Annotated in this window: 11 protein-coding genes and 1 tRNA gene; 6 read left to right on the top strand and 6 right to left on the bottom strand. The window is 72.3% G+C overall.

Annotation, left to right across the window (positions count from 1 at the left end; genetic code table 11):
* Positions 1 to 224: 224 nt before the first annotated feature.
* Both Q8791_RS26830 and Q8791_RS26825 read right to left on the bottom strand, forming a co-directional pair.
* A complete protein-coding gene (locus tag Q8791_RS26830) occupies positions 225 to 1,097 on the bottom strand; it encodes an HpcH/HpaI aldolase/citrate lyase family protein (protein WP_330094602.1) in 873 nt (290 codons plus the stop codon).
* Positions 1,097 to 2,281 carry a CaiB/BaiF CoA transferase family protein gene (locus Q8791_RS26825; RefSeq protein WP_330094601.1) on the bottom strand — a complete coding sequence of 395 codons (1,185 nt, stop codon included), beginning with the start codon at positions 2,279 to 2,281 and terminating at the stop codon, positions 1,097 to 1,099. The genes Q8791_RS26830 and Q8791_RS26825 overlap by 1 nt, the downstream gene beginning before the upstream one ends.
* A 351-nt stretch (positions 2,282 to 2,632) precedes the next feature.
* Between Q8791_RS26825 and Q8791_RS26820 the strand changes: the two genes are divergently transcribed.
* The gene (locus Q8791_RS26820) at positions 2,633 to 3,334 is read left to right on the top strand and encodes a GntR family transcriptional regulator (protein ID WP_330094600.1); all 702 of its coding nucleotides are present in this window, start codon (positions 2,633 to 2,635) and stop codon (positions 3,332 to 3,334) included.
* 179 nt (positions 3,335 to 3,513) lie between these two features.
* On the opposite strand, the gene Q8791_RS26815 is transcribed toward Q8791_RS26820, so the two are convergent.
* Both Q8791_RS26815 and Q8791_RS26810 read right to left on the bottom strand, forming a co-directional pair.
* Entirely contained in the window at positions 3,514 to 3,867 is a 354-nt protein-coding gene (locus tag Q8791_RS26815) for a cupin domain-containing protein (RefSeq protein ID WP_330094599.1), read from the bottom strand.
* A gap of 5 nt (positions 3,868 to 3,872) precedes the next feature.
* The gene (locus Q8791_RS26810; protein WP_330094598.1) at positions 3,873 to 4,214 is read right to left on the bottom strand and encodes a YciI family protein; all 342 of its coding nucleotides are present in this window, start codon (positions 4,212 to 4,214) and stop codon (positions 3,873 to 3,875) included.
* 74 nt (positions 4,215 to 4,288) lie between these two features.
* Between Q8791_RS26810 and Q8791_RS26805 the strand changes: the two genes are divergently transcribed.
* Complete coding sequence (locus Q8791_RS26805; RefSeq protein WP_330094597.1) at positions 4,289 to 5,278, top strand: ArsR/SmtB family transcription factor; 990 nt, start codon at positions 4,289 to 4,291, stop codon at positions 5,276 to 5,278.
* A gap of 360 nt (positions 5,279 to 5,638) precedes the next feature.
* On the opposite strand, the gene Q8791_RS26800 is transcribed toward Q8791_RS26805, so the two are convergent.
* A complete protein-coding gene (locus Q8791_RS26800; protein WP_330094596.1) occupies positions 5,639 to 6,478 on the bottom strand; it encodes a helix-turn-helix transcriptional regulator in 840 nt (279 codons plus the stop codon).
* A 473-nt stretch (positions 6,479 to 6,951) separates the two neighbouring features.
* On the opposite strand from Q8791_RS26800, the gene Q8791_RS26795 reads away from it, so the two are divergent.
* From Q8791_RS26795 to Q8791_RS26785, 3 genes are all read left to right on the top strand, one after another.
* Positions 6,952 to 7,896, top strand: coding sequence for an SDR family oxidoreductase (locus Q8791_RS26795; protein ID WP_330094595.1), 945 nt, complete (start codon positions 6,952 to 6,954; stop codon positions 7,894 to 7,896).
* Between the two features lie 31 nt (positions 7,897 to 7,927).
* A complete protein-coding gene (locus Q8791_RS26790; protein ID WP_330094594.1) occupies positions 7,928 to 9,289 on the top strand; it encodes an MFS transporter in 1,362 nt (453 codons plus the stop codon).
* A 135-nt stretch (positions 9,290 to 9,424) separates the two neighbouring features.
* A complete protein-coding gene (locus Q8791_RS26785; RefSeq protein WP_330094593.1) occupies positions 9,425 to 10,606 on the top strand; it encodes an oxygenase MpaB family protein in 1,182 nt (393 codons plus the stop codon).
* A gap of 151 nt (positions 10,607 to 10,757) precedes the next feature.
* On the opposite strand, the gene Q8791_RS26780 is transcribed toward Q8791_RS26785, so the two are convergent.
* Positions 10,758 to 10,831: transfer RNA gene (locus tag Q8791_RS26780), tRNA-Pro, on the bottom strand.
* Between the two features lie 199 nt (positions 10,832 to 11,030).
* On the opposite strand from Q8791_RS26780, the gene Q8791_RS26775 reads away from it, so the two are divergent.
* On the top strand, positions 11,031 to 11,870 hold an 840-nt coding region (locus Q8791_RS26775), incomplete at its 3' end, for a helix-turn-helix domain-containing protein (protein ID WP_330094592.1).

Genomic DNA, 11,870 nt, shown 5'->3' with positions numbered 1-11,870 from the left:
CACGTTACCGAGAACGTCAAGAGGCTCCGGACCCCGTCCTGACCAGCACTCGGACCGATCGCGCCGCACCGCAGGCACGCCAGAGGAACGCCCGGCCCCACGGGCGTCGTCGTTCTGGTGTGCTTCAAGGGCGCCGCACGCCCCGGCCGGACGCGGCGCCCCCGTGCGGGGCCGGGGGACGGTTCACCGCCCCCTCCCCCGCCGGACACCGCGCCCGGCGGCGATCAGACGCTCTCCCGCTCCCCCAGGCTCTCGGCCAGGGCGAGGGTGCGCAGGGCGGAGACCACCACGGGCGCGTCGACGAACCTTCCGTCGGCCAGGGCGATCGCTCCGCCTCCCCGGGCGGCCCCCTCCCCCGCCGCCGCGGCGGCCTCCGCGATCTCCCGGGCTCGCACGACCTCCTCGCCGGAGGGGGTGAACGCCCGGCGGATGACCGGGACCTGGCGGGGATGGATCGCCGACCGGCCGAACATGCCCAGGGACCGCCCCTGCACGCACGAGGCGTGGAGCCCGTCGCTGTCGGCGATGTCGATGTAGGCCGCCATGCCCGGCGGTTGCAGCCCGGCCGCCGCCGAGGCGACGACGATCCGCATCCGCAACCACGAGAAGGCGGTGTCCCCGCTGATACGCAGCTCGGCGGTCAGATCCGCCTCGCCGAGGGCGAGCGACCGCACCGCGGGGTGGGCTGCCAGCTCGGGAGCGTTCTGCACGCCGGCCGCGGATTCCAGGAGGCAGTCCACGGGGACGCCGCCCAACCGCTCGACCACACGGTCCACATCGGCGGGGGTCTCCACCTTGGGCACCCGCACACCGTCCGGTCGCGTCCCCGCGAGCGCCTCCAGGTCCCGCGCACCATGGGGGCTGTGCGGCGCGTTGACCCGCACGTACACCCGCGGCCCCCGGGGCCCGGTGGGCGTCGACCGGTGCAGGAACTCGAGCACGTGATCCCGAGCGGCGTCCTTGGCGTCCGGGAGGACCGCGTCCTCCAGGTCCAGGATGACGGCGTCCGCGCCGCTCTCCACCGCCTTGGAGAATCGTTCCGGGCGGTCGCCCGGAACGTAGAGCGAGGCCACCACGGGCGCCTGCACGCTCTCCATCAGATCACCCCCGCGTCACGCAGGGTCGCCCGGTCGTCCGCCCCGTAGCCCAGCGACTCCAGGACCTCGTCGTTGTCGTGGCCCTTGCTCCGCCCCGCCCACCGGATCTCCCCCGGGGTGTCCGACATGCGGAACGGCACGTTGTGCACCGCCACCGACCCGAGTTCCTCGTCCGGAAGGTGCACGACCGTGCCCAGCGCCTCGTACTGGGGGTCGGTGGCGATGTCGCGCACGTCGTAGATGGGGGCGATCGCCGCCTGGGCCTTCTCGAACTCCGCGACGACCTCGTCGGCGTCGCGGGCGGCGATCCACGTGCCCACGGCCTCGTCGAGTTCGTCCGCGTGCTCGAACCGGGTCCGCCCGGAGGCGAACCAGGGCTCGTCCACCAGGTCCTCGCGGCCGACCAGGCGCATCACGCGCTCGGCGATCGACTGCGCGCTGGTCGAGATGGCGAGCCAGCGGCCGTCGCGGGTGCGGTAGGTGTTGCGGGGAGCGTTGCTGGAGGACCTGTTCCCGGTCCGCTGGGGCACGGCGCCGGTCGCGTGGAAGGCGGTGACCTGGGGGCCCAGCACCGTGAGGATCGGTTCGATGATCGCCAGGTCGATAATCTGGCCGCGCCCGGTCTGCTCCCGGGAGTGGACGGCCACCATGATCGCGTAGGCGACCGCCAGTGCCGCGATCCCGTCGGCCAGGGCCAGCGGGGGGAGCGTGGGCGGCCCCTCCGGTTCGCCGGTCATGGCGGCGAATCCGCTCATCGCCTCGGCCAGGGTCCCGAAGCCCGGGCGGTGGGCCATCGGCCCCTTCTGCCCGAACCCGGTGACGCGGGCGATGATCAGGCGCGGGTTCTCCTCGAGCAGGCGCTCCGGGGAGAGGTTCCACCGTTCGAGCGTGCCGGGACGGAAGTTCTCGACGAGCACGTCGGTCTCGGCCAGCATCTTCAGCGCGACCTCCTGGCCCTGCGGCCGGGACAGGTCCAGGGTCATCGTGCGCTTGTTGCGGGCCAGCATCTTCCACCACAGGCCGATGCCGTCCTTGGTGGGGCCGTGGCCTCGTGCGGGATCTCCCCTGAGGGGGTGCTCGATCTTGATGACGTCGGCACCGAAGTCGGCCAGGTACGTGGCCGCCATCGGACCGGCGAACAGCGTGGCCGCGTCGACGACGCGCAGGTTTCCGAGGGATCTCATAGATTGCAACTTATAAGATATATGAAAATGCACAAGGGTTACATCGGCACAACCTGGCCCGACACCGCGACGCCCCGGGGAAGCACGCGGGCAGTCGCACCGTCGTGACCTGCGTTTCCACGCATCGCCGACGGCGACGCGCCGCGCCTCGTCCGCTTCCCCGATGGCGCGGCGGCCTGCCGTGATGACCGGTAGGCCCCACCCGTGCCGGGGCGAGCGCCGCGAACCGGGCTCTCCCGGTCGCCCGACGCGTGCCGGGAGCGTCCCGCCGAGTTCCCGGATCGGGCCGGAGCACGAGAGGACGGCCTAAGCTTGAGCCCGTCAACCCTGTGGTGAATCGGAGGTCCGTTCGTGTCCGTCCCCGGTAACGGAAACCAGGGAGGGCCCCTCCCCACCGGGGGGCCTCCCCGCAGCAAGGCCGAGTACGTGCACGAGACCCTGCGCCAGGAGATCGTCAACGGCGTGCACCCGCCGGGCGGCTCCATCAACCAGGAGGAACTCGCCACCAGGCTCGGAGTGTCGATCACCCCGGTGCGCGAGGCGCTGCGCCGCCTGGAGAGCGACGGCCTGATCACCTACCGGACACACCGTGGCGCCACCGTCTCCGGGCTCGGCGCGGAGGCGGCCGTGGAGCTGCGCATGCTGCGCGCGGTGGTGGAGGGCCTGACCGCCCGGCTGGCCGCCCAGCGCATCACCCGGGACCAACTCGCGGAGCTCACCGCCGTCCACGAGCGGATGCTCGCCCTGGACCGGAACCAGGACCAGGACGCCCAGGCCCTGGCCGAGGACAGCCGCGTCTTCCACCAGCTGGTCGCCGACATCGGCGGCCCCGCCTTCCTCAGCGGACACGTGCAGGCGATCCGCAGGAACAACCCCATCCCGGAACTGGTGTCGCGCTGGAAGGACCCCGCCAAGGTGCGCGTGTACCTGGAGGCGCACAGCCGGCTCCTCCAGGCCCTGGCGGAGGGCGACGGCGCCACCGCCGAACGCGTCATGGCCGAGCACATCCAGCTCTCAGCCGAATCCGGGACGGCGGTCGGGGCGGGTCACTGAGCGGTGGACCCCGCTTCGGCGGGGATGATCTCGGCACCCGCCCCCTGGCTGTCATCGGTGCGACGAGCGGCATGCGTGTGAGCCCCGTCGACAGCGCGCACAGGGCTGTCCCCCCGCCGGACCGGGGTGCGGCGGCGCGGTGCCACGCGCGCCGCCGCCGGGCCTGTGGAGGAGGCGGTTCAGTCCCGCCACTCCTGGATCATCGTGTCCGAGGCGTGCACGCACATCAGGCGCAGCCGCCCGGTGCCGGTGTTCCTGAACCCGTGCCACACGTGGGGCTGGACGACGGCGGTGTCGCCCGTCCTGGCGACGATCCGCTCGTCCCCCATCGTGATGGTCGCCTCCCCCTCCAGGACCGTCCACGTCTCCGTGTACGGGTGCCGGTGCAGACCGGGCCCCTGGCCGGGGTCGTTGTCCACCAGGAAGAAGGAGATGCCCGAACCGTGCCGGTACCCCTCGAACCGCAGGGTTCGGGAGTCCCCGACCAGCAGTTCCTCGGCGGGAACGACCGCCGGTGTCGTCACGTCACCCATCACTCTCACCCCTCGAACTCGAACTCGACGACCGGCCGCACCTCGACGGAGCCGTACGCGGCGGTCGGGATCCTCGCCGCCCACTCCAGTGCGGTGTCCATGTCGGCCACGTCCAGGAGGTAGTACCCGGCGAGCATGGGACCCGACGTCGGCGCACCCTCGGTCACGGTGCTCTCACCGTCGCGGACACTGACCGTGAGGGCCTTGTCGCGCATGTGGAACCCCGCCTCGTCGACGAGGAGCCCGGCCTCGCGGACCTGGCCGTCGAAGGCCATCCAGTCGGCGACCTCCTCCTCGACGGGGCCGGCCGTGCTCGGGTCGTAGTGGTACAGAAGAGCGAACTTCACGGTTCCTCCTGGAGGGCCTTGTTCCGATGCCTTCACTCTGGCGGAGCAACCCCCGGCGCCTCTACTGTTTCGATATGGGTCGAAACCTGGTCCGGTTCCGGATCGGAGCCACGGACATCTCCTCCATCAGGTTCGGAATCTCCCCCGGCCACGAGCTGTGCCACGCGGTCCGCGTGCTCCAGAACCCGCCGAGCCATCCCCTCCAGTGGGGCTGGCTCCGCTCGGTGCGGTCGGCTCTGCCGCGCGGGCCGTTCGGGGTGCTGCGGACGGTGATCGGCCCGGACGGCTACTTCCCCGACTTCCTCACCTCGACCCCGTCGTGGGACATGAGCCCGGCCGACGAGGTCGAACGCCTGCGCCGGGTTCCGGCCGAGTCCGTGCGCGCGGACCTCACGAAGGTGCTCGCACGCTCGGACGGCCCCCGGTACCGCGTGGTCGCCGACATGTTCGACCATCCGGAGAGGACCCGCGCCCAGGTGGCGGACGCCTGGGAGTCGGTCTGGGAGTCGCTGCTGGCCCCGCACTGGACACAGGTCCGGCGGCTCATCACCGCCGACATCGACCTGCGTGTGCGCCGTGTGGCCGTGGACGGGGTCGCCGCGATGGTCGGCTCCCTGCACCGGTCCGTCGCGTGGCACCGCGACGCCATCGAGATCGAGATGCGCAAGCACAGCGAGGAGGTCGACTGCGAGGGCAGCGGGGTGGTGCTCGTGCCCTCCGTCATGAGCACGCCGCGCTGTGCCGTGCTCACGGAGCCGCCCGCGCAGCCGACGCTGTTCTACCCCGTGCACGGGCTCTCCGCGTCGTGGACGCAGGAACGGTCGGCGGTCGAGGCGTCCCTGGTGGAACTGCTCGGTTCGGGCCGCGCACGTGCCCTCCTGTCGCTGGACGGCCCCCGGTCGACCTCGGAGGTCGCCGACGCGTGTTCGACGGCCGTGTCCACGGCGTCCCACCACCTGACGATCCTGCGCAACGCCCAACTGGTCCACAGCCGGCGCGACGGGACGAGGATGCTGCACGCCCGCACGCCGCTGGGCGAGGCCCTCCTCGGGGCGGACGGCTGACCCGCCCCCGCCCCGCCAGGCTCCGGTCCTACGGGCCCGGCTTCCTGACCGCGGGGCACGGCACACGACAGGAAACCGCCGCTCGACCACACCGCCCTCCCCCTCGGAGGGCCGCTCCTCGGAGGAACAGATGATTCTCGCCACGGGCTCCACCGGCAGTATCCGCGCGCCCCGGACCTTCGACGAGTTCCTGGTCGCACGGGCCCAGAACGCCGGCGGGCCTCCCACCGCGGCCTCCGCCGTGGGGTCCTCCGAGCTGCCATGCCCCGATCGGGAACTTCTCCCGCCCCTGGCGGACCACGCCCCCGGAAACCTCCACCGCCAGGGCACGGATGCCCCGAGGGTGGGAATCCCCGGCTCTCAGCGGAGTGTCTGGGGTCCGATGACCGACAGCATCTGCAGCTTCTCGTAGCTCTCGGTGCCGGGGATGGCGGTGTAGACCCTCAGCAGGTGGGCCTGGCCCGGGTCGACCAGCCGCTGGCAGGTCAGCTCCAGCCCGCCGACCTCGGGGTGGACGAAGTGTTTGACGTCGTGGGGGCGTATCCCGATCTCCTGGTCGCCCCACACCCGCCGGAACTCCTCGCTGCGGTCCAGCAGCAGTTCGGACAGGTGGGCGGCGCGGGACCGCGGACCGCGGAGGGTGACGAGCCCACGCAGTCCCGAGACGTACATCCGGGTCAGGAGCGGGTGTTCTTCCGGCGCGTAGATCTCTCGGGCGGCCGGGTCGGTGAACCACCGGTACCCCGCGCTGCGGGCAGGCCCCGTGTAACGCGTCGTGTCCCCGGTCAGCGCGACGCCCATCGGGGACTGCCGCAGGGTCTCGCCGAGCTCGGTGACGATCTCGGCGGGTGTGTCGTCCAGGCGGTCGAGCACGCGCAGGAGCCCGGGGCTGATGTGGTCGCCGGACGCGGCCCTGGGGGGCGGGTGGTGACCGGCGAGGCGGAACAGGTGGTCGCGCTCGTCGAGTGACATGTGCAGCCCCTGGGCGATCGAGGCGAGCATCCGGTGCGACGGCTGGGCACCGCGCTCCCGCTCCAGACGGGAGTAGTAGTCGGTCGACATGTGGCACAGCGAGGCGACTTCCTCGCGCCGTAGCCCGCTGGTCCTGCGGCGCTGCCCGCGCGGCAGACCGACGTCCTCCGGTTGGAGTGCCTGACGCCGGCTGCGGAGGAACTCCGCCAGCCCGGTGCGATCGATCACGTCGCCTCTTCCTCTGCCTGTCGGGTGCTGCTTCGTTTCTACCGCCCGCGGACGGAAGCAGCCACGCCCCGCCGATCCCCCCGTACGGCGCGCAGAGGCGACCTGGCGAGCCTCGGATCGGAAGGTCCTGGATAGGTCAGCGACCTCCGTCGAGGATCGGTACCGAAGGCCGGAGCGGCCCCCGGCAAGGCGATCGCACCGCGAGACGCGGCGTCGGACACGGTCACGGCGGTCGGCCGCTCGACGGACGGGGCGGCGCGCGACACCGGTGGCGCAGTCGCGGCGGCCGGAGGAGCACGACCGGGACTCCGACCGACTCCCGCTCCCCGCGGGCGGCGCGGCTCGATGGCCTCCACCGGGCCCCTGCCTGGCCCGCCCGCGCCGGAACCGCCCACGGGGGCCGAGGGATCCGGGTCGCTCCGGCGACGCGGGGCCGACCCCGCACACAGCCACGACATGAAGGAGCACCACCAATGACACGTCGATCCTTCGACATCACCGTGCCCGACCTGACCGGGAAGCGCGCCGTCGTCACCGGCGCGAGTGACGGGATGGGCCTGGGGATCGCCGCGCGGCTGGCCGCCGCGGGCGCCGAGGTGATCATGCCCGTCCGCAACCCGCGCAAGGGCGAGGACGCGGTCGCCGGCATCCGGCAGGCGGCGCCCGGCGCGAACGTCTCACTGCGCAGCCTCGACCTGTCCTCCCTCGACTCGGTCGCGGCCCTCGGTGACGCCCTGCGCGAGGAGGGCCTGCCGATCCACATCCTGGTCAACAACGCCGGCGTGATGAGGCCGCCGAACCGGCAGACCACGGCCGACGGGTTCGAGCTGCAGTTCGGCACCAACCACCTCGGCCACTTCGCCCTGGTGGGCAGCGTCCTTCCGCTGCTGCGCGCCGGCCGGGCGCGGGTGACCTCGCAGATCAGTGTCGCCGCGCGCCGCGGCGCCATCAACTGGGAGGACCTGAACTGGGAGCGCTCCTACGACGGGATGCGCGCGTACAGCCAGTCCAAGATCGCGTTCGGTCTGTTCGGCCTCGAACTGGACCGCCGCAGCGAGGCCCACGGGTGGGGCATCACCAGCAACCTCTCCCACCCCGGGGTCGCCCCCACGAGCCTCCTGGCCGCACGTCCCGAACTCGGCCGCAGCGAGGACACCCCGCATATCCGTCGGATCCGGGCCCTGTCCGCCCGCGGCATCCTGCTGGGCACCGTCGAGACGGCGAAGCTGCCCGCGCTGATGGCCGCGACCGGCCGCGAAGCCGAGCGCGGCGTGCTCTACAGCCCCCGCGGGCTGGGGAACCTGGGTGGCCCGCCGGCCGCGCAGCGGCTGTACCCGTCTCTGCGCAGCGCCACGGAAGCCGCGCGCGTCTGGCAGGCCTCCGAGGAACTGACCAAGACCTTCTTCCCCACCGCCTGACCGTCGCTGGCACGACCACGCAGGAGACCGCATGAGCACTGTCCTCCCACGCACGTCGACACCCAGGAACCCCTGGTGGGTGATCGTCGGCAGCGGCACCGCCAACGCCGTCGGCCCCCAGATGTACCTGGCCACCATCGGCCTGTTCGTCCTGCCCATCGTCGAGGAGACCGGCTTCGGCCGGACGGTCGTCACCGGGGCGTTCTCGGTCGCGGCGGTCGGGATGGCGATCGGGCTGATCGTCGTCGCGCAGCTCGTGGACCGCTTCGCCGCGCGTTACATCCTCGTGCCGGGGTTCGTGCTGTTCGCGGCCTCGATGGCGCTGATCGGGCTGGTACCGCCGGTCGAGTGGGTCTACCTCGTCCCGTGCTTCTTCGTGGGGTTCTTCGGGGCCGGGACGGCCTTGCCCGCCACCAGGGCGGTGGTGAGCTGGTTCGACAACAACCGCGCCCTCGCCGTCGGAGTGGTGACGGGCATCATCGGCCTGGGCACGGCCCTGGCCCCGCTGCTGGCCGGAGCGCTCATCGAGAGCGTCGGATGGCGGCTGACGTACGGCTTCATGGCCCTGGTCTCGGCCCTCGTGTCGGTCACGATGGTCACCCTGTTCGTGCGCGCCCGCGCCGAACGGCACGTCCGCGGACGACTCGTCCAGGAGACCCGGGTGGAGGGCCGTGACGTCAGCCTCGAACTCCCCGGTCTGACGGTCCGCGAGGCGTTCCGCACCCGCCAGTTCTGGGGGATCGCGCTCGGGCTGGGCCTGGTCGGGGTCGTCGTCTACGGCCTCCAGGTCCACCTCGTGCCGATGATGACCGACCGCGGCCTGTCCAACGAGCAGGCGGCCTCACTGCTGGTGGTCTTCGGGCTGGCCTCGCTCGTGGGCCGGGTGCTCGGCGGTGTCCTCCTCGACCGCGTGCACGCGTCCGTCATCGGTCCGATCGTGATGGTCGCCCCCATCGCGGGCATGTTCTTCCTGGAGCCGCCGTTCGGCGCCGCCGCGGCCGCGGTCGCCTTCATCGGCATCGCCTTCGGCATCGAGGGCGATCTGCTCGCCCTGCTCATCACCCGCTACCTGGGCACACGCTACTTCGGGCGCATCCTGGGCGTGGTCCAGGCCGCGTTCCTCCTGGGCACCGCGTCCGGCCCGCTCCTCCTCGGCCTGGGGTACGACCTGCTGGGGTCCTATGACCCCGTCATCCCCGTCCTGATGGTCGTCCTCGTCGTCGGCGCGATCCTCATCGGGACCCTGGGCCGCTACGTCCACCCCGCGGTCAACGGCTTCGACCGTCTCGCCGCGAGCGACGAGCTCGCCGCCTCCGAGGTGCTGAGCGACATCGCCGAGAGCGGCGGCGCCCACGGCTCGTCGGGGAGACCGAGAGTCGGGGCCTCCAGCTGACCGGCTCGGGCCGGGGCGCCCCCGGGGCGGCGTCGGCCCGGGGAGCGCAGTCCCATCCCGTCCGCCCGGGTCAGAACCTGGGGAGTCATCCCCGGGTCCGGCGGACGGTCAACACCAGTCCTCCGAGGAGACATCATGACCGAGCAGAGCCGGTGGCCGACGGAACGGGCTGGGCGGACGACCGTCCTGGCCCAGTTCGGCCAGGCCCGTACCGACCTGATGCACTGGGCGCTGACCACCGGCGACGTGCTCGCGGACGCGGTCGTCGCCGAAATGCACCAGATCGGGATGAAGCAGGCCAGACCCATGCTGAGCAGGGGCATCCGTGAGGGCCTGGCCTCCCTCACCGATCCGCCTCCGGCACTGGAGGCGCTGCTGCGCCAGGTCGAGAGCGTGCCCGGTTACGCGGACGACTCCCTGTTCGACCGGGGTCCCCTGGCCTTCCACACCTCGCCGCTGCCCGTGCACATCATCACGCTCAACGCGGGCGCCCTGATCCGGGTCTACGAGTCGCCGTCGATCTCCAAGGTGCTGACGACGACGGGGCGGCTGGTCGACTCCGCGCAACGGCGCATCCAGGAGACCGGGGCGTGGCTCGCGCAGGTCATGCTGCCCGGCAGCCTTCGAGTCGGGCATCCGGGCTATGTGGCGACCCTGGAGGTGCGGATGCTGCACGCGCACATGCGCAGACTCGCGCTGGACCGCGGCTACGACAGTTCGGCGGACGGCTGTCCGATCAACCAGGTCGACCTGGGACGGACATGGATGGACTTCACCCTGACCGCCTACACGGCCGAGGCACTTCTGGGGTTCGGTCTGAGCAACCGCGAACTGGCCGACCTGTACCGCTACTGGTGGTACGTCGCCCATCTGCTGGGGATCGACGCGCGTCTGGTCGAGGGGATCGCGGGCAACGAGGCCGCCGCACGCCTCGACGCCGTGTTCCAGACCGTGACCGGACCGGTCACGGAGGACTCCGCCGTGCTGGCGGACGCGACTCTGGCATCGGCGGCGTCGAGGCTGCACGAGGCGTTGAAGGCCCCGCGCGTACTGGCACGGCCGGCGCTGAACGCGATCGCCCGCCGGATCCACGGCGACAGCATGTGCCAGGACCTGCGCATCCCCCCGGCTCCGATCGCCGACGCGTGGCTGAGCCCGGTGCTGTCCGGGTTCGCACTGGCGCGTGACCGCCGCCGCCGCGATCCCCGGCGGTGGCAGGCCGCGATCGACCAGAACCTGACGGTCGCCCGCGGCCTTCTGGCCAGGCCCGACCGGCCGACGGCCTACCAGCGCGGCTCCACCGGATCCGACGACTGAGGGAGCGCGAGCATGCCCGAGAACCCTCGCCCACGACCGCCACGCGGGCGGACGGCCCACACGCCCCGTCTCTCCTCCACTCCCACCCCGCCTGGAACGCAAAAAGAGGCCCACCCGAAAGTGGACCTCTCAATGACCTGCTACTTCGCTGTCGGGACGGCGGGATTTGAACCCACGACCCCTTGACCCCCAGTCAAGTGCGCTACCAAACTGCGCTACGTCCCGGCCGCTCGGCGAGCGCCGTCTCCGGCGTCGCCAACGGAGAAGACTCTACCGCATCCGCCGGGACGCCCGCACCACGCTCCGCCGCACCCGGCCCGCCCACCCGACGGTCCCGCCGTGGGCCCCGACCCGGCCGCGCCACGCGCCGGAGTGGGCAAGATCGGTCAGGCGCACACGGAGGCGCCGCGCACATACTGGACACATGACCGAGTCCACCTCAGGACGGGACCGTCTCCGGGAACTGCTCGACGCCGTCCTGGACGAGGAGAACCCCCGCCTCACCGACATGGCGGGACACGCGTTCACCTCCCCGTTCCACTTCACCCGCCGTATGACCCGCGACACCGGGGAGTCCCCGGTCGCCCTCCGCCGCCGGGTCCTCCTCGAACGCGCCGCCTGGCAGATCGGCCAGGGCAGCAGCGTGACCGACGCGGCGTTCGGGGCGGGCTACCAGTCCGTCGAGGGGTTCATCCGCGCCTTCGGGCGCGCGTACGGGCACCCGCCCGGCGCCACGACGCCGGGGAGCGGCACCTGGCTGCCCGCGCCGAACGGCATCCACTTCCACCCGCCGATCCACCTGTGGATCGAAGAGAAGCCGAAGAAGGACACCGGCATGGACGTCCTCGCCCTCCAGATCCACCACGACGTCGACGACACCGCCCACCTGCTGCGCCTCGCCGCGTCGCTCCCCGACGGGGCGTACCGGGAGGTGCACGCCCCCGGGCGGACCGTCCTGGACTGGGACGGCCCCGAGGAGTCGATCGCGGCCGTCCTCGAACACCTGGTCAGGGCGAAGGAGGTGTGGCTCGCCTCGATCGAGGCGGCCGACCTCCCCGGACAGGGCGCGGACGACCCGGAGTCGCTCCTGGCGCGGCACCGGGACGCCGGGAGCCGGTGGATCGCGGCCGTCAACGACATCGGCCGCCGCGGGGCCTGGGGCGACCGCCTGGTGGACGCCCTGTGCGATCCCCCGGAGAGCTTCGTCCTCGGCAGCGTCGTCGCCCACGTCCTGACGTTCTCCGCCCACCGCAGGCAGCTCGTC

The sequence above is a fragment of the Nocardiopsis codii genome (assembly GCF_036327455.1).
Lineage (GTDB): Bacteria > Actinomycetota > Actinomycetes > Streptosporangiales > Streptosporangiaceae > Nocardiopsis > Nocardiopsis codii.
Note: the sequence above shows the minus strand (reverse complement) of the source record. Positions and strands in the feature narration are given on the sequence as shown.